This is a genomic window from Streptomyces longwoodensis (genome assembly GCF_001514125.1).
Lineage (GTDB): Bacteria > Actinomycetota > Actinomycetes > Streptomycetales > Streptomycetaceae > Streptomyces > Streptomyces longwoodensis.
The window spans coordinates 389,425-406,283 of sequence record NZ_KQ948554.1 but is presented as its reverse complement, the minus strand read 5'-3'; the positions used below and the strand labels follow the sequence as shown (position 1 = coordinate 406,283).

Annotated in this window: 17 protein-coding genes; 5 read left to right on the top strand and 12 right to left on the bottom strand. The window is 73.7% G+C overall.

Annotated features, from left to right (window positions below):
• Window positions 1-102: 102 nt before the first annotated feature.
• The 3 genes from AQJ30_RS19710 to AQJ30_RS19700 form a co-directional block, all read right to left on the bottom strand.
• On the bottom strand, window positions 103-906 hold the full coding sequence (locus AQJ30_RS19710) for a polyprenol monophosphomannose synthase (protein ID WP_067235643.1): 804 nt from the start codon (window positions 904-906) through the stop codon (window positions 103-105).
• A gap of 598 nt (window positions 907-1,504) precedes the next feature.
• Window positions 1,505-3,106 (bottom strand): amidohydrolase, encoded by a 1,602-nt coding sequence (locus AQJ30_RS19705; RefSeq protein WP_067235641.1) that lies wholly within the window; start codon window positions 3,104-3,106, stop codon window positions 1,505-1,507.
• A 50-nt stretch (window positions 3,107-3,156) separates the two neighbouring features.
• Window positions 3,157-3,597 (bottom strand): Lrp/AsnC family transcriptional regulator, encoded by a 441-nt coding sequence (locus AQJ30_RS19700; RefSeq protein WP_067235638.1) that lies wholly within the window; start codon window positions 3,595-3,597, stop codon window positions 3,157-3,159.
• A gap of 264 nt (window positions 3,598-3,861) precedes the next feature.
• Here AQJ30_RS19700 and AQJ30_RS19695 point away from each other — a divergent pair, with 264 nt between their 5' ends.
• The 3 genes from AQJ30_RS19695 to AQJ30_RS19685 all read left to right on the top strand — a co-directional run bounded on the left by AQJ30_RS19695 (window position 3,862) and on the right by AQJ30_RS19685 (window position 6,202).
• Window positions 3,862-4,317: a hypothetical protein gene (locus AQJ30_RS19695; RefSeq protein ID WP_067235635.1), complete on the top strand. Its 456-nt coding sequence runs from the start codon at window positions 3,862-3,864 to the stop codon at window positions 4,315-4,317.
• A gap of 222 nt (window positions 4,318-4,539) precedes the next feature.
• Window positions 4,540-4,803 carry a hypothetical protein gene (locus AQJ30_RS19690; protein WP_067235632.1) on the top strand — a complete coding sequence of 88 codons (264 nt, stop codon included), beginning with the start codon at window positions 4,540-4,542 and terminating at the stop codon, window positions 4,801-4,803.
• 160 nt (window positions 4,804-4,963) lie between these two features.
• Window positions 4,964-6,202, top strand: coding sequence for a glycoside hydrolase family 18 protein (locus AQJ30_RS19685; RefSeq protein ID WP_067235630.1), 1,239 nt, complete (start codon window positions 4,964-4,966; stop codon window positions 6,200-6,202).
• Between the two features lie 115 nt (window positions 6,203-6,317).
• On the opposite strand, the gene AQJ30_RS19680 is transcribed toward AQJ30_RS19685, so the two are convergent.
• From AQJ30_RS19680 to AQJ30_RS19670, 3 genes are all read right to left on the bottom strand, one after another.
• Window positions 6,318-6,977: a TetR/AcrR family transcriptional regulator gene (locus tag AQJ30_RS19680; RefSeq protein WP_107119628.1), complete on the bottom strand. Its 660-nt coding sequence runs from the start codon at window positions 6,975-6,977 to the stop codon at window positions 6,318-6,320.
• 61 nt (window positions 6,978-7,038) lie between these two features.
• Window positions 7,039-7,182 (bottom strand): SCO1431 family membrane protein, encoded by a 144-nt coding sequence (locus tag AQJ30_RS37985; RefSeq protein ID WP_107119636.1) that lies wholly within the window; start codon window positions 7,180-7,182, stop codon window positions 7,039-7,041.
• 163 nt (window positions 7,183-7,345) lie between these two features.
• Window positions 7,346-8,749: a peptidase C39 family protein gene (locus AQJ30_RS19670; protein WP_079084151.1), complete on the bottom strand. Its 1,404-nt coding sequence runs from the start codon at window positions 8,747-8,749 to the stop codon at window positions 7,346-7,348.
• A gap of 254 nt (window positions 8,750-9,003) precedes the next feature.
• Here AQJ30_RS19670 and AQJ30_RS19665 point away from each other — a divergent pair, with 254 nt between their 5' ends.
• Window positions 9,004-9,612 (top strand): uridine kinase family protein, encoded by a 609-nt coding sequence (locus AQJ30_RS19665; RefSeq protein ID WP_079084150.1) that lies wholly within the window; start codon window positions 9,004-9,006, stop codon window positions 9,610-9,612.
• Between the two features lie 445 nt (window positions 9,613-10,057).
• Entirely contained in the window at window positions 10,058-11,926 is a 1,869-nt protein-coding gene (locus AQJ30_RS19660; RefSeq protein WP_067235623.1) for an AAA family ATPase, read from the top strand.
• A gap of 38 nt (window positions 11,927-11,964) precedes the next feature.
• Here AQJ30_RS19660 and AQJ30_RS19655 read toward each other — a convergent pair whose 3' ends face one another.
• The 6 genes from AQJ30_RS19655 to ribH all read right to left on the bottom strand — a co-directional run bounded on the left by AQJ30_RS19655 (window position 11,965) and on the right by ribH (window position 16,823).
• Window positions 11,965-13,056, bottom strand: a complete 1,092-nt coding sequence (locus tag AQJ30_RS19655) for a hemolysin family protein (protein WP_067235620.1) — start codon at window positions 13,054-13,056, stop codon at window positions 11,965-11,967.
• A complete protein-coding gene (locus AQJ30_RS19650; protein WP_067235617.1) occupies window positions 13,053-14,378 on the bottom strand; it encodes a hemolysin family protein in 1,326 nt (441 codons plus the stop codon). Before AQJ30_RS19650 ends, AQJ30_RS19655 begins: the two co-directional genes overlap by 4 nt.
• 220 nt (window positions 14,379-14,598) lie before the next feature.
• Window positions 14,599-15,063, bottom strand: coding sequence for a PH domain-containing protein (locus tag AQJ30_RS19645; RefSeq protein ID WP_067235615.1), 465 nt, complete (start codon window positions 15,061-15,063; stop codon window positions 14,599-14,601).
• 48 nt (window positions 15,064-15,111) lie between these two features.
• Complete coding sequence (gene hisG / locus AQJ30_RS19640; protein ID WP_067235612.1) at window positions 15,112-15,960, bottom strand: ATP phosphoribosyltransferase; 849 nt, start codon at window positions 15,958-15,960, stop codon at window positions 15,112-15,114.
• A 70-nt stretch (window positions 15,961-16,030) separates the two neighbouring features.
• Window positions 16,031-16,303, bottom strand: coding sequence for a phosphoribosyl-ATP diphosphatase (locus AQJ30_RS19635; protein WP_019983911.1), 273 nt, complete (start codon window positions 16,301-16,303; stop codon window positions 16,031-16,033).
• 34 nt (window positions 16,304-16,337) lie between these two features.
• Window positions 16,338-16,823 (bottom strand): 6,7-dimethyl-8-ribityllumazine synthase, encoded by a 486-nt coding sequence (gene ribH, locus AQJ30_RS19630; protein ID WP_067235609.1) that lies wholly within the window; start codon window positions 16,821-16,823, stop codon window positions 16,338-16,340.
• Window positions 16,824-16,859: the final 36 nt, after the last annotated feature.

Genomic DNA, 16,859 nt, shown 5'->3' with positions numbered 1-16,859 from the left:
GTCCAGTGTGCCTGGCCGGGGCTCAGTGCGGGATAAGCGCGATCCCCCAGGTCCGGGCCCGTCCGGCACCGGCCGGGAGGCGGCCGGCACGGACGCGGGCCCTCACTCCTGCGGGCGGCCGCCGCCCTTGCCGGTGATCTTGCCGACCCGCTCCCCCAGCCCCCAGGCGGTGACCCGCCACAGGGCCTCCACGACGATGTCGCGGTTCATCTTGGAGTCGCCGAGCGCGCGCTCGACGAAGGTGATGGGGACCTCGACCACGTGGTAGCCGGCCTTGACGGCACGGCGGGCCAGGTCGACCTGGAAGCAGTAGCCCTGGGAGGCGACGTCGCCGAGGCCGAGCCCTTCGAGGGTCTCCCGGCGGAAGGCACGGTAGCCGCCGGTGACGTCGCGCAGCGGCACGTCCAGCATGAGCCGCGAGTACGTGCTGCCGCCCCGGGAGAGGAACTCGCGGGACTTGGGCCAGTTCACCACGCGGCCGCCGGGCACCCAGCGGGAGCCGAGCACCAGGTCGGCGCCCTTCAGCGCGGTCAGCAGCCGGGGCAGCTCCTCCGGCTGGTGGGAGCCGTCGGCGTCCATCTCGACGAGCACGCCGTAGCCGTGGTCCAGGCCCCAGCGGAAGCCGGCGAGGTACGCGGCGCCCAGCCCCTCCTTGCCCTTGCGGTGCAGGACGTGGACCTGGTCGTCGTGGGCGGCCAGCTCGTCGGCGAGCTTGCCCGTGCCGTCGGGGCTGTTGTCGTCGGCCACGAGGACGTGGGCCTCGGGGACGGCCTCGCGCACCCGGCCGACGATGCCCTTGACGTTCTCCGCCTCGTTGTAGGTCGGGATGATCACCAAGGTCGTGCCGAGCGGGCCGAACTTCCTCCCTCGCTCCTGTGCCGCGGGGGTCCCGTCGCCGTCGTTCACTGCTGCCCCTTCATGTCCGTACGCAGGGGACCACCATAGTGGCCTTCGCCTGGGCCGACGTGACAGGAGGACCGCGAGGTGGTGCCGTTTCCCCCGAGGTGGGCAAGAGATCACCTTTCGGGGCCCCTCCGGCGGGGGCGGGGCGGCGGGCGCCGCGCGCCGACTACGGATGGGGGCCCGGCGCCCTTCGGGCCGACCTGGGACCCGCTGGCTGCGGATCGACCTGAAGCCGTTGTCTACTGAGCGCCCGGGCCCCACCCGGGTCACACCTCCCCGGCCGACGGAACGTTCCCTCGGCGCTGCGCTTGCGCTGAGCCTGGCTCCCAGTGGCGGTGCGCCGGTGCGGCACGCCGTCCCTGACCCAGTGGCGCGGCGGCCGAGTCGCGGAGGTTCCCCGGTGGGGCGTCCGGTGGTGGACTCCGCCGAACCTACCGGCCCGCGGCCGTCGGCTGTCAACCACCACGTGACCTGCGGATCTTCGACCCAAGCGCAGGTCAGGGCGGATGCGGCGCGGCCGGCCCCGGCACGGGCGGACGGGTGATCTTGCCGCGGCCGCGACCCCGGATCACCCGCCCGGCCGTCGCCGTTCCGGGCCCGGTCACTCGCCCGGGCGTACGTACACGGTCCGGCCCGCGACCACCGTGCGCAGGCAGACGGGCAGGTCACGGCCGGGGGTGAGGTCGGGCAGGCCGGGCGTGCCGGAGCGCGGGTCCGTGGACCAGCGGGCGACCCGGTCGTCGGGGGCCTGCACGACCAGTTCGCCGGTGCGCCACACCGCGTAGTCGGCGGGTGCGCCGGGCACCAGCACGCCGGCGTCGTCCCGGCCGACCGCCCGCCAGCCGCCCCGGGTGTGGGCGGTGAAGGCCGCCCGCACCGAGACTCGGTGCTCGGGGGTGCGGTGGAAGGCGGCCGCCCGCACGGTGCCCCAGGGGTCGAGCGGGGTGACCGGGCTGTCCGAGCCGAAGGCGAGCGGGACGCCGGCCCGCAGCAGGGCGGCGAAGGGGTTGAGCGTGCGGGCCCGCTCGGCGCCGAGGCGCTGGGCGTACATGCCGTCCTCGCCGCCCCACAGCGCGTCGAAGGCGGGCTGCACGGACGCGGTCAGGCCCAGCTCGGCGAAGGCAGCGACGGTCTCGGGCGTGAGCATCTCGGCGTGCTCGACGCGGTGCCGGGCCGCGCGGACCCGGGCGAGGCCGACCTTCTCGGCGGCCGTGCGGATGCCGTCGACGACGGCGGTGACGGCGGCGTCGCCGATGGCGTGGAAGCCCGCCTGGAGGCCGGCCTCCGTGCAGGCGACGACGTGCGCGGCGACCGCCTCGGCGTCCAGGTAGGCGGTCCCGGTGTGCTCCGCGTCGGTGTAGGGGGCGTGCAGACAGGCGGTGTGCGAGCCGAGGGCGCCGTCGACGAACAGGTCGCCCGCCGCGCCGGCCGCGCCGAGCGCGCGGGCCTTCGCCACGTCCTGCTCGGCCCAGTAGCCGACCACGCGCGGCCCCGGCTCCTCGGCGGCCAGCCCCAGCAGGCCGGTGAAGTCGTCCTCGGAGGAGATCTCCGGGCCGCCGCACTCGTGGACCGAGCCGATGCCGAGGGAGGCCGCGTGAGCGAGGGCGGTGCGCTGGGCCTCGGCGCGCTGGGCCGGCGTCACGGCCGCGAACGCCGCCGCGCGCACGGCGTGGTGGGCGTCGGCGGTCAGCGGGCCGTCGCCCGCGGCGAGGCCGGGGACCAGCTCGAGCAGGGCCGTCGTGACGACCGCCGAGTGCACGTCGATGCGGGACAGGTACAGGGGCCGGCCCCCGGTCGCCTCGTCCAGCTCCGCGCGCGTGGGCGGGCGGCCGCCGGGCCAGCGGGCGGCGTCCCAGCCGTGGCCGAGCAGCACCTTGTCCTGCGGTCGGGCGGCGGCGAACTCCCGTACGCGCGCGAGGGCCGCCTCCAGGGTGGGGGCGCCCGACAGGTCGAGGCCGGTCAGGGCGAGTCCGGTGGCGGTGGTGTGCACGTGGGCGTCGGTGAACGCCGGGGTCACCAGGGCGCCGTCGAGGTCGACCACCTCGTCGACGCCGTCCGCGAAGGCGTCGGCCGCGCCTTCCGAGCCGACCCAGGCGACCTGTCCGCGCTCGACGACCATCGCGGTCGCGAACGGATCGGCGGGACTGTGGACCTCTCCGCGGCGGAGCAGGACGGTCTTCGGCTCGGGGGTGCGCTCACTCATGGAGACAGTCTCGCGCTTCTGCGCCGCCGCCCCGTACCGGGCCCCCCTGGTCAGATGCGCGGCGGGCGCGCCTCGTACGGGGTGGACAGGACGACCGTCGTCCGGGTGGAGACGCCGGCCAGGGCCCGGAGCCGGCTCAGCAGCTCCTCCAGCTCGTGCGGCGTGGCCACGCGGACCTTGAGGATGTAGTTCTCGTCGCCGGCCACGCTGTGGCAGGCCTCGATCTCTGGCACGCCCGCGAGCCGTTCGGCGATGTCGTCGGGGGCGCTCGGGTCGAACGGTTTCACCGAGATGAAGGCGGTCAGGGGCAGCCCGACGGCCTCGGGGTCGACGACGGCCGCGTAGCCGCGGATCACGCCGCGCTGTTCCAGCCGGCGCACCCGCTGGTGCACGGCCGACGTGGACAGGCCCGTGGCCTTGCCCAGGTCGGTGTAGCTCATCCGCCCGTCCTTGACGAGCAGCTGCACGATGTGGCGGTCCAGCTCCTCCATGGCGGAGAACCTACAGTGCCGCTGATCTCCCCGTATACCTATGCAGCGCAGGTCATGGCCGGTTCGTGATGTGGCCGGGGCGTCGGGCGCGGGTCCGGGGCCGTGCGGAGGGCCCGCAACACCCGTGCAGGGCGTGTGACGAACGCCACAGGCCGCGGCCGGGCTTCGTGATGGTCCCGTGATTACCACCGGGACCCCGCGGGAAGTGCTTGCTGTGGTCGAGGCCGCAGTGCCGTCCCGGCCCAGCCCGAGGGGGAGAATCCCATGCAGAGTGTCAAGCGCCCTGGTCGATCCGCGTCCAAGCGGCTCCAGTCGGTCGTCGTCGAGCCCGAGCCGGAGGGCGTCGAACCCGACGCCTCCCTCGAACCCGACGCGTACGACGACGAGTTCGACGCCTACGACACCTTCGAGATGTACCGGGTGATCTGCCCGGACTGCGCCCAGCCCATCGCCCTCCTGGCGGACGAGGAGTCCCTGCCGGAGCACGCGCTGTGCGCCTCGCCGTGGAACCCGTTCGGGCTCACGGTGTGTGCCGGCACCGGCCGCGCGGCGTCCGACGCCCGCCCCGCCGACGAGAGCGTGGAGCCCCAGGAGCAGGACACCGCACTGCTGTTGACGCTCCCTCAGGGGCTCGACTGGCGCACGCAGCCCTTCTCCCACGTCGGCGGCCCGGGCTCGCGCCCGATGCGCGTGCCGACGATGCGCCGCCAGGCCGCCTGAGCCGGATCCGGCTCACCTCCCAGCCCTAACTGACCCGCGCCATGACCCCCGAGGCCGTGGCGTGGGCTCAGTGCGCGTCCTGACGCGTCCTCAAGTGGCGCTCGGTGAGGCAGCGATGGCGGTGCACTGCGTGAAGTGCCCGCGCGCCGGGGGCACTCCGCGAACGCACGCGCGACCCCGTGCGCCGGTGACCCCGGCGCGGCCGCACGCGTTGGCCCCGGTATGACCGCTACGTCTGCCGCTCCCGGGCGTCACCGCCAGCTGTTCGTCCCCGCTCCCCTCGGCGCGGAACCGGTCATCCGGGCCGTACCGCGTCCGGCGCCGCCCCAGGACCCGCCCATCTACCGCGATCTGATGCGGGCGTGGGCCGACCGCGGCCGCACCCTGCCGGGCCGGCACGACCCCGAGTGGGTGCGACTGTCGGCCCCGCCGGTGCGGCAGGGGCAGTTCAGCGCCTCCGTGGACCCGCTGGGCGACGTGCGCTGACCGCCCCCAGGCTCCCGTGGGAGCGGAGTGCGGCGCCGCGCAGGTGAGTTGGTACGCACCATTGACCGTACTGGTCTAGTCCTCCTACGCTCACGGTCACCGCGTTACCGCGTCCATGCCAATCGGCGTGCATTCCCCTCCCCCCCACGAGGAGCCACCGATGCAGCACACCCCCCGCCGCTCACGACTGCGCGCACTCGTCGCCGGTCTCTGTACCACCGCCCTGGGGGTCGGCCTGCTGGCCGGCGCCGGGGCGAGCAGCGCGACCGCGAGCCCCGCCCCGCGGGCCGCGGCCGCCGGCTCCAAGGTCGTCGGCTACTTCACCGAGTGGGGCACCTACGACCGCAAGTACCTGGTCAAGAACATCGAGACGTCCGGCTCCGCGGCGAAGCTGACGCACATCAACTACGCCTTCGGCAACGTCACCGGCGGCAAGTGCGCGATGGGCGACGCCTACGCGGCCACCGACCGCGCGTACACCGCCGCCGAGTCCGTCGACGGCGTGGCGGACACCTGGGACCAGGCGCTGCGCGGCAACTTCAACCAGCTGCGCAAGCTGAAGAAGAAGCACCCGGGCCTGAAGGTGCTGTGGTCCTTCGGCGGCTGGACCTGGTCGAGCGGCTTCGGCGAGGCCGCGAAGAACCCGGCCGCGTTCGCCCAGTCCTGCTACGACCTGGTCGAGAACTCCAAGTGGGCCGACGTCTTCGACGGCATCGACATCGACTGGGAGTACCCCAACGCCTGCGGCAACACCTGCGACACCAGCGGGCGGACGGCCTTCAAGACCCTGCTGGGCGCGCTGCGCGCCAAGTTCGGCAGCGGCAACCTGGTCACGGCCGCCATCACGGCCGACGCCACCGCGGGCGGCAAGATCGACGCCGCCGACTACGGGGGCGCGGCGCAGTACGTGGACTGGTACAACCCGATGACCTACGACTACTTCGGCGCCTGGGACGCGACCGGGCCGACCGCCCCGCACTCGCCGCTCACCTCCTACGCGGGGATCCCCAAGGCGGACATGTACACCTCGGCGACCATCGCCAAGCTCCGGGGCCTCGGCGTCCCCGCCGCCAAGCTGCTGCTCGGCATCGGCTTCTACGGCCGCGGCTGGACCGGCGTCACCCAGGCGGCGCCCGGCGGCACCGCGACCGGCCCGGCGAAGGGGACCTACGAGAACGGCATCGAGGACTACAAGGTGCTGAAGGGCCGCTGCCCCGCGACCGGCACCGTCGGCGGCACGGCCTACGCCAAGTGCGGCAGCGAGTGGTGGAGTTACGACACCCCCGCGACCATCGCGACCAAGACGGCGTACAAGAACCAGCAGGGGCTGGGCGGCACCTTCTTCTGGGAGCTCAGCGGCGACACGGCCAACGGTGAACTGATCAAGGCCATCGGCTAGTTCGCACCGGCGGGAACCGAGACCCCCACGGGGTGCGACGGGCGGAGTCCACGAGCCTCCGCCCTTCGCGCGTCCCCCGGGCCCCCACGGCGGCCGGACGGTGCCGGTGCGCGGCTCAGGCGTCCCGGCGGGCCGGCCGCGGTGCCGGATGGGCCGGCTCCAGCTCCTCGATGGCGCGCAGGGCACCGCCGAGGGTCTTCACCAGGTACTCCCGCAGGGTGTCGCGGGACAGCTCGGGGCGGTCGATCCAGTCGAGCGTGGCGCCCTCCACACCGCACACCCAGGCCAGCAGGCCCACCCGGGCGACCGGGGCGATGTCGCCGGAGCCGTACGCGCCCTCGGCGATGGTCGCGACGATCGCGTCCCGCACGCCGTCGCGCACGGCGTGCACCTCGGCGTCGAAGCCGACCCCGCCGCTGACGATCGTGCGGAAGGCGGCCTGGTGGTTCTCGGCGTAGCGCAGGTAGCCGTCGATGGTGCGGTGCACGCGGTCCACCGGCGGCAGTCCGGCGCCGCCCGCCGCGAAGGAGACCAGCTCGGCGACGGAGTCCTGGATGATCGCCAGGTAGTAGCCGCGCTTGGACCGGAAGTAGTAGTAGATGAGCCCCTTGGCGACGTGCGCCTGTTTCGCGATGTCGTCCATGGACAGCGCGTCGTAGGACCGGTCGGCGAACAACCTCCGCCCGATGGCGATGAGTTCGGCGCGACGCGCCACGGAGCGCTCGGTTCCGCGCACCCCGGGGAGGGCGGCGGCACGCTGCTGCGGGATGTTCAATTTCGACCCTGATTCCAACGGTCGGCGGTGACATCCGCAGTATGTCAGGTCAAGGAGGGGCCTACAGCAGTCCCAGCTGCGTCATCAGCATCGCGACGACCACGACGAGGGTCCAGCCCGCGACGTGTTCGAGGATGCGGGGGCCGTCGTCCTTCGGGCCCCCGGTGCGGGCGTGGGCGCGGGCGGTGGCGGAGTGTGCGGTCATGGTGTCTCGCTGCGGTGGTCGTGCGGTCGGGGCGGGTCGGGTCGACGCGCCCCGGTCGAGCCCGACCGGGCGGGTGCGCCGCCCGGTCGATCCGTCCACCTTGCCACCGTCCGCGCCGTTCGCGGCGGAGAGGTTGCTCACACGCGGACGCGCCCGCCCCCGCTCACCGCACGCCCACCGCGGCGAGGGCCTTGCGCTGGCGCGGGGTGGGGTGCGCCGGGAAGTACAGGTAGCAGACGCCGCCCGTGCCGCCGACGACCTTGCCGGAGGCGTTGTACCGCTTGGTCCGCAGCCAGATGTTCTCGAACTCCCGCCGCCGGTAGACCCTGCGCACCGCCTCGTCGCTGGGTGACGCCGGGTCGTTGGCGATCACGTCGCCGTCGGCGGTGAAGCCGATCACCGTCATCAGGTGCCCGGAGGTGCCGTACCCCGCGCCGGTGAGCTCGTCCTTCAGGAACGACTGGGACGTTATGGCCGGGACGCCGGCCGCGACCAGCGTCTCCAGGTCGGTGAGGGAGACGAGGCGGGTGACGACGCCCTGGAGGCCCTCGAAGGTCGCCGCGTAGGCCGCGTTGAACGGCCAGTTGCCGCAGCCCTCGTATTGGTAGTCGTAGGTGTACCGGGCCGCGTGGCAGACCTGCGGGTCGGCGTACGACGGGTCGACCCAGGCCAGTTGCTCCGGGGTGAGCCGGCCGCCCCAGTACTCGACGATCATCTGCGAGGAGGTGGGGCTGCACCAGGCCTCACCGCCGTTGTCGTACTGCGGGTACTGGCCCTTGTGGATCTCCTGCGAGTAGCGCGGGACGGCCAGTTCCCGCGCCAGGCCCGGGGTGCTGGCCGGGACGGTGAAGCGGTCGGGGATGTCGGAGCCCATCGCACCGAGCCGCCACACGGTCGGCGTGAGCTTGGTGCCGGGCCGGCGGTACAGGGTCAGGCGCAGCCGGTACGACGCCAGGCGCAGGCCGGTGGAGGCGTCGTCGATGGAGAAGGTGTCCGTCCAGATGGTGCTCCGGCCGTCGGTCTGGTCGTCGACGGAGGTGCGCCGGATGTCCTGGTCGCCGGCCGCCCAGCGGCCCATCACGTACCAGGGGGTCGCGGTGCCGTCGGAGTACGTCCCGGAGAGCTCCACCTGGAGCCAGGTGCCCTCGGGGGTGTGCGCGTTCCAGGACGCGATGGCCTCCGTGGACGGCACCGGGAGGTGGTGCACCGGCGAGGTCCAGGTCGCGTACTCCCAGGCCGCGGTGGTGCCGGTGTGCGGGTCGGTGTAGTCGACGGTGCCGTGGGCGGCGGCGATCACCAGGCCCGGCCGGGCGCCGGCCACCGGGCGGGTGCCCTGCGCGGCGCCCGAGCGCCAGTCGGCGTAGGTGGTCCAGGAGCGGTAGTCGACGGGGCGGGCCGGGGCGTCCGGGCCAGCGGGACCGGCCGGGCCGTCGGGGACGGCGGCGGAGGCCGGGGCCAGGGCGCCGGCCGTCGCGGCCGACGTCATGGCGGCGACGACCGCGGCGGTCAGGACGGTCCTGCGGGAGGGCTGCGGGGCCCTGCGGGACGGCTGTTCGGCTCTGCTCATGGGCGGGAGACCCCCAGGTGTCGGAGTCGGGGCGGGTCCGGGTGCACGGTGGTGCGCCCACTATGGCCGCCCACGCCCGCTCCTGCCAGCACTTCGGTCCACGCGCGTCACGAATCATTGGTCGAGTCCACTGGCACCACCCGCGGTCGAGTCCACCGGCAGCACCCGTGGTCGAGTCCCCTCGCAGGGCCCGCGGCGTTCGGCACTAGACTGCGGGCCGCACGCTCCCGCCCCCGCACGCCCCAGGACCCGTCATCCACGACCCCGCCGTCCACGAGCTCGTCTCCCGGCTCCGCCGGCTCCCCCCGTCCTGCGGTCCGGTCCGCCTGGTCGGCGTGGACGGACACGCGGGCTCCGGGAAGTCGACGTTCGCCGGGCGGATCGCCGCCGCGCTGGGCGGGGCGCCGGTGCTCCACCTCGACGACCTCGCCTGCCACCGCGACCTGTTCGGGTGGACCGGCCGCCTGCGGGCCCAGGTGATCGAGCCGCTGGGCCGCGGCACGGCCGCGCACTACGCGCCGTACGACTGGCGGGCCCGCCGCTACGGGCCGCCCCGGCCGCTGCCCGTGGCGCCCGTGGTGCTGGTGGAGGGCGTGGGGGCCGGGCGCCGGGCGGTGCGGCCGAGCCTGGCGTGCCTGCTGTGGATGGACCTGCCGGCCGAGGAGTCCTGGGCGCGGGGCCGCGCGCGGGACGGGGCGGAGCAGCGGGGGTTCTGGGACGGCTGGGTCGCGGCGGAGCGCGCGCACTTCGCGGCGGACCCCTCGCGGCCCCACGCGCACGCGCTGGTACGGCAGTTGGCGCAGGGGTACGAGGTGCTCCCGGGGCCGTCGGCGCCCTCCGGCACGGGGCCTTCGTCACCCTGAGTGAGGGGCCGCACGCGATGTGGTGAACCTGTGAAGACCCGTGCGGGAGAACTTCACCGAGTGCCCCAAGTGCGCTTGACCGGCGGCCCGTACAGGTCTTACGTTCTCACTGTGCGGCAGGGTAGCCGCCCGCAGACGCGAAGCCCCCGGTTGTTCCCCCGTGATCGGGGGCTTCGTTCTGCCCGAAAAGGCCCCTACGGGCCCCGGTCCGGCCGCCCGACGGTGCCGGACGCTCACCCTGGGTCACCGCGCCCGACGCGCCCCCCGTGCTCCCACCTCGCCGAACGGCTCGTGCGGCACCCTACGGCGGGCCCCTCCCCCGCAGGTACGATGCCCTCGGTGCGACCTGCGGACGGCTGCTCCGCGCACTCAACTCCGTTCCGCGGCACAGCGGTTCGACCACGGCAGCCGACGGGCGACGGGGGCACTGTTTGTGGGGGACGTGATGGACTTCGGCACCCAGGGCCCTCAGGCCCCGGCCGACCTCGCCTGGCTGCGAGGCGTGGACGCCTACACCATGGGCGCCTATCCGCAGGCGGAGGAGGAGTTCCGCACGGCGGTGCGGATCGACCCGGGGATGGCCGACGGCTGGCTCGGGCTGCACGCGCTGCGGGTGGACACGACGACCGCGCTGCTGCGGATGTTCCGGCACCGCGAACGCTTCGGCGAACAGCGCGCCCGGCACCGCCGTACGCTCAACTCCTGGTACTGGCTCGGCTGGTGGGTCCAGCCTGTGCTGGAGAGCCCCCGCGACCTGCTCCTCGCGCACGCCTCCCACTGGCTCGACGGCCGCCACGTGCCGGAGCTGGACCGGGCGCTCGCCGGGCTGCCCCCGGTCGACACCGACCACCAGGTGCGCTTCCTGCACGCCTGCCGCGCCTACCTGGTCAAGGACTGGGAACAGCTGGTCCGGCACACCGACCCGCTGCTCGACGACGCCCTGCTCGGCATCGAGGCCGGGCTGTTCGGCGGCATGGCCCGGGTGCGGCTGGAGATGTACGGCCAGGCCGAGCCGCTGCTGTCGACGGCGCTGATGCGGTGCCGCAGCGAGCAGCCGCAGCGCAAGGAGCTGCGGTACTGGCTGGCGCGGGCCCACGAGGGGACGGGACGGTCGGCCGCCGCGCTCCCCCTGTACCGGGCGGTGCACCGGGTCGATCCGGCGTTCATGGACACCTCCGCCCGGCTCGCGGCGATCGCCGAGGGCGACGGGTACGACGACGACCCGGCCGACCTCGCCGCCATCGCGCTGGGCGGCTTCGGCCAGGACAGCGTGGACGGGCCGGACGTGCTGGACCCGCTGTTCGGCACCGAGGGCCGGGACCTGCGGCTGGGCGAGCCCGCCGACCTGCCCCCGGTCGGCGCGCCCCCGGCGTCCGGCGGGGCCGCACGCCACAAGACCGCCGTCCCGACGCCGTCGCTGCCGGCGGGCCCCACCGATCCCGCCCTGCTCGAGGAGGCTTTGGCCGAGCTCGAGCGGATGGTGGGCCTGGAGCCCGTGAAACGTCAGGTCAAGGCGCTGTCCGCGCAGCTGAACATGGCCCGGCTGCGCGCCGGGCAGGGCCTGCCGGTCCAGCCGCCCAAGCGGCACTTCGTCTTCTCCGGGCCCTCCGGCACCGGCAAGACCACCGTGGCCCGCATCCTCGGCCGGGTCTTCTACGCCCTCGGGCTGCTCGGCGGCGACCACCTCGTGGAGGCGCAGCGAGCCGACCTGGTGGGCGAGTACCTCGGCCAGACGGCCGTGAAGGCCAACGAGCTCATCGACTCCGCGCTCGGCGGTGTCCTCTTCGTCGACGAGGCCTACTCGCTGTCCAACACCGGCTACGGCAAGGGCGACGCGTACGGCGACGAGGCGCTGCAGGTGCTGCTCAAGCGCGCCGAGGACAACCGGGACCACCTCGTGGTCATCCTCGCGGGCTACCCCGAGGGGATGGACCGGCTGCTCGCCGCCAACCCGGGACTGTCCTCGCGGTTCACCACCCGGGTGGACTTCCCCTCCTACCGGCCGCTCGAACTCACCGAGATCGGCAAGGTGCTCGCGGCGGAGAACGGCGACCTCTGGGACGAGGAGGCCCTGGACGAGCTGCGGTCGATCGCCGGGCACGTGGTGGACCAGGGGTGGATCGACGAGCTGGGCAACGGGCGGTTCCTGCGGACACTGTACGAGAAGAGCTGCGCCTACCGGGACCTCAGGCTGTCCACGTACCCCGGGGCGCTGACCCGCGCGGACCTGGCCACCCTGCGGCTGCCGGACCTGATGCAGGCCTACGGCGAGGTGCTGTCGGGGCGGGGACCACAGGACCCCTCGGCCCTGTAGTCCCCCTCGAGTCCCCTCGTCACGCCCCTCGGTGCTCCCTAGGCGAGCGCCTCCTCCGGCTCCCCGCTCACCCGCGGCGACGTCAGCCTGACGTTGCGCGTCTCGCGGTGCGCCGGGTCCCGCACCTCGCCGACCAGCAGTTCCAGGACGTCCTCCAGGGCTACGAGGCCCAGCACCCGTCCGCCGGCGTCGGCGACCTGCGCGAGGTGGGTCGCCGCCCGCCGCATGACGGTCAGGGCGTCGTCCAGCGGGAGTTCCGGCCGGAGCGTCGTCATGGGCCGCCACACCTGCTGCGGCACCGCGCGGTCCGACTCCTCCAGGTCGAGGACGTCCTTGACGTGCAGGTAGCCCATGAAGGTGCCCTTGGCGCTCTTCTCCGCGGCGATCGGGAAGCGCGAGTAGCCGGTGCGCGCGGTGAGCTCCACGATCTGCCCTGGGGTGACCGAGGGCGGCACCGTGATCAGCGACTCCCGCTTGAGGAGTACGTCCGTCACCGGGCGGGAGCCCAGCTCCAGGGCGTCCTCCAGCCGCTCCTGCTCCTCGGGATCGAGCAGTCCTGCCTGGCCGGAGTCCTCCAGCAGCCGGTTGAGCTGCTCGCTGGTGACGACCGCCTCCACCTCGTCCTTGAGCTCGACGCGGAAGAGCCGCAGGATGCCCTGGGCGCAGGCGCCGAGGGCGACCGTGATCGGCCGGCACAGCCGGGCGAACCAGACCAGGCCGGGGCTGAGCCACAGCGCGGCCTTCTCGGGCGCGGCCATGGCGAGGTTCTTCGGGACCATCTCGCCGATGACGAGGTGGAAGAAGACCACCGCGGCCAGGGCGATGACGTAGCCCAGCGGGTGGATCACGCCGTGCGGCAGGTGGACCGCCTCGAACAGCGGCTCCAGCAGCCGGGCCACGGTCGGCTCGGCGACCGCGCCCAGGGTCAGCGAACAGACCGTGATGCCGAACTGGGCCGCGGCCATCATCTGCGGCAGGTGCTCCAGGCCGTAGAGGACCTGGCGGGCGCGGGCCGTGCCGAGCGGTTCGATCTGGCTGCGCCGCACGGAGACCAGCGCGAACTCGGCGCCGACGAAGAAGCCGTTGGCGAGCACGAGCAGCCCGGCGAACAGCAGTTGCAGCAGGGTCATCGGGCCGCCTCCACGACGGTCCCGGTGCGCACGAGGCGGATCCGCTCGGCGCGGTAGTGCCCGACCCGGCGCACGGACAGCCGCCAGCCGGGCAGCTCGGTCCGGTCGCCCACGGCCGGGATGCGGCCGAGCAGGTCGGCGACGAGGCCGGCGACCGTCTCGTACGGCCCCTCGGGGACGGCGAGGCCGATGCGCAGCAGGGCGTCGACGCGGCAGCTGCCGTCGACGTCCCAGGCGGGCCGGCCGTCCTCCGGCGGGGCGGGGGCCAGCTCGGGCGTGTCCTGGCCGTCGTGCTCGTCGCGGACCTCGCCGACGATCTCCTCGACGATGTCCTCCAGGGTCACCACGCCCGCCGTGCCGCCGTACTCGTCGACGACGACGGCGATGGGCTGCTCGCTGCGCAGCCGGGCCAGCAGCGGCTGCACCGGCAGGGTCTCGGGGACCAGCAGGGCCGGGCGGGCGATGCGGCCCACGGGGGTGCGCAGCCGGTCGTGGACCGGGACGGCCAGGGCGTCCTTGAGGTGGACCATGCCGACGACCTCGTCGATCTTCTCTCGGTAGACGGGGAAGCGGGACAGGCCGGTGGCGCGGGTCAGGTTGACCACGTCCTCGGCGGTGGCCGTCGACTGCAGGGCGCTGACCTTCACGCGCGGGGTCATCACGTGCTGCGCGGTCAGCTCGCCCAGGGACAGCGTGCGCACGAACAGGTCGGCCGTGTCCTGTTCGAGGGCGCCCGCCTGGGCCGAGTGCCGGGCCAGCGACACCAGTTCGCCCGGGGTGCGGGCGGACGCCAGCTCGTCGGCGGGCTCGACGCCGAGGGCGCGCACCAGACGGTTGGCGACGGTGTTCAGGCCGGCGATGACCGGCCGGAACAGCCGCGCGAAGGCGTGCTGGGGGCCCGCCACGAAGCGGGCCACCTGCAACGGCCGGGAGACGGCCCAGTTCTTGGGCACGAGCTCCCCGACCACCATCTGCACGGCGGAGGCCAGCAGCATGCCGACGACCACGGCGACACCGGAGACGGCGCCGGCCGGGATGCCGATCGCGGCGAACGGGCCGCGCAGCAGCTCCGCGAGCGCGGGCTCGGCGAGCATGCCGACGACGAGGGAGGTGATGGTGATGCCGAGCTGGGTGCCGGAGAGCTGGAAGGACAGCTGCCGCAGCGACGCGACGACCGTGCGGGCGCGCGGGTCGCCCTCGGCGGCGGCCTTCTCGGCCTCCGGGCGCTCGACCGTGACGAGACCGAACTCGGCGGCGACGAAGAAGCCGTTGGCCAGGATGAGCAGGAAGGCCGCCGCGAGCAGGAGCAGGGGGATGGTCATGGGGCCGCCGCCTCGTGAGGTCGCTCGGGGGCGGCGCAGGTACTACAGGACGATCCGTCCATCGCTGGAGGGAGTCACTCCTCGGGTAGTCGGGAACCTCTGAGTCCGGGTGGTACGTCAGTGGCGGAGGCACGACAACGCCTCCGCCACCAGGTTAATCGGGACGGGCCCGCTTCGGGCAGGGTGAACCACCCGGAGCCGTCCCGGATCCGGGGCGCGGTCAGCCCTGGGGCCGCCCCGGGTCGTGGACCGAGCGGGCCTCGGCCAGCGCCCGCAGGGTGCGGGTGTGGGCGATGGCCTGCTGCTTGTCGACGCCGGGCTGGATGCCGAGCGCGGGCAGGCTGGTGCCGTCGCTGAGGTCGAGGAACACCCAGGGATCACCCGGACGCAGGTTCACCCGGAGGATCTGCGCCCACTCCAGGCGCCGTCGGCTCGCGATGTTGACCACGGTCACCCCGGAGTCCTCGGCGACGACCCGCACCCGGGCCAGCAGCGCGAGCACGCCGAAGATCAGCGCGCCGGTGAGGATGAAGCTGAGCCGCTCCCCCGGGCCGAGCTGTTCCAGGAGCATCGCGATCGTCGTGATCACCACGAAGATGGCGAGGCCCGCGGTGAGCAGGATCACGCGGGTGCGGCCCGGCCGGAAGGTGACCGGGAGGTCGGGCAGCGGGGTCGGGTCGGACATCGGGGGGTGGTCCCTCACAGGCGACGGGTGCGGTGGCCGCGGTCGGGGTCAGAGGCGGCAGGCGTGGATGGCCGTGGTCAGGATGGCCCGGGCGCCGATCGCGTACAGGTCGTCCATGATCCGCTGGGCCTCCTTCGAGGGGACCATGGCGCGGACGGCGACCCAGCCCTCGTTGTGCAGCGGGGAGACCGTCGGCGACTCCAGGCCCGGGGTGAGCGCGACGGCCTTCTCGAGCTGCTCGACACGGCAGTCGTAGTCCATCATCACGTAGGTCCGGGCGACCAGGACGCCCTGGAGGCGGCGCAGGAACTGCTGCACCTTGGGCTCCTCGGCGTCGGCGCCGGTGCGGCGGACGACGATGGCCTCGGACGTCATGATCGGCTCGCCGAAGACCTCGAGGCCGGCGTTGCGCAGGCTGGTGCCCGTCTCGACGACGTCCGCGATGACCTCGGCCACGCCCAGCTCGATCGCCGTCTCCACGGCGCCGTCGAGGTGGACGACCGAGGCGTCGACGCCGCTGTCCGCGAGGTGCTTGGCGACGATGCCCTCGTAGGAGGTGGCGACCGTCTTGCCCGCCAGGTCGCCGATGGCGTCCGCGGTGCCCGGCTTGGCGGCGAAGCGGAAGGTGGAGCGGGCGAAGCCGAGCGGGAGGATCTCCTCGGCGTTGGCGCCGGAGTCGATCAGCAGGTCGCGGCCGGTGATGCCGATGTCGAGGCGGCCGGAGGAGACGTAGATCGCGATGTCGCGGGGGCGGAGGTAGAAGAACTCGACCTCGTTCTCCGGGTCGACGATGCGCAGTTCCTTGGACTCCCGGCGCTGCTGGTAGCCGGCCTCATGCAGCATGTCCGCCGCAGGGCCGGAGAGGGAACCCTTGTTGGGGACGGCGATGCGCAGCATGAGGTCGGCTTCCTTCGTTCGTTCGCTGGTGGGTGCGCTGGGACGCGCTGGACGGGGCGGGCGGTACGGCTCAGAGGTGGGCGTAGACGTCGTCCAGGGAGATCCCGCGGGCGACCATCATCACCTGGACGTGGTAGAGCAGCTGCGAGATCTCCTCGGCGGCCGCCTCCTTGCCCTCGTACTCGGCGGCCATCCAGACCTCGGCGGCCTCTTCGACGACCTTCTTGCCGATGGCATGGACCCCCTTGCCGACCAGCTCGGCGGTGCGGGAGGTGGCGGGGTCGCCCTGGGCGGCCTTGTGCTGGAGCTCGGTGAAGAGCTCCTCGAACGTCTTCTTGGACATGGTGGCGCCCACTTTACGCGCTGTGCCGCGGGACCTAGTGCCACGGTTCGGATACTGAGCGGAGCGTGGCCGCCGTGGCCACCGCGGCGGTCACCGCCTCGTGCCCCTTGTCCTCGTTCGAGCCCGGCAGGCCCGCGCGGTCCAGGGCCTGCTCCTCGGTGTCGCAGGTGAGCAGGCCGAAGCCGACGGGCACGCCGGTGTCCACGGAGACCTGGGTCAGGCCCTGGGTGACGCCCTGGCACACGAAGTCGAAGTGGGGGGTGCCGCCGCGGATGACGACGCCGAGGGCGACGATCGCGTCGTAGCCCCGGCCGGCCAGCGCCTTGGCCACCACCGGCAGTTCCCAGCTGCCGGGCACGCGCAGCAGGGTCGGCTCGTCGATCCCCAGCTCGTGCAGGGCGCGCAGGGCGCCGTCCACCAGGCCGTCCATCACCTTCTCGTGCCACTGCGCCGCGATGACGGCGACCCGCAGGTCGCCCACATTGCGTACGGACAGCTCCGGTGCACCCTTGCCGCTCACGTGTCTCCTTCAGTGCCTGTGCGGGTGTTGCTCCGC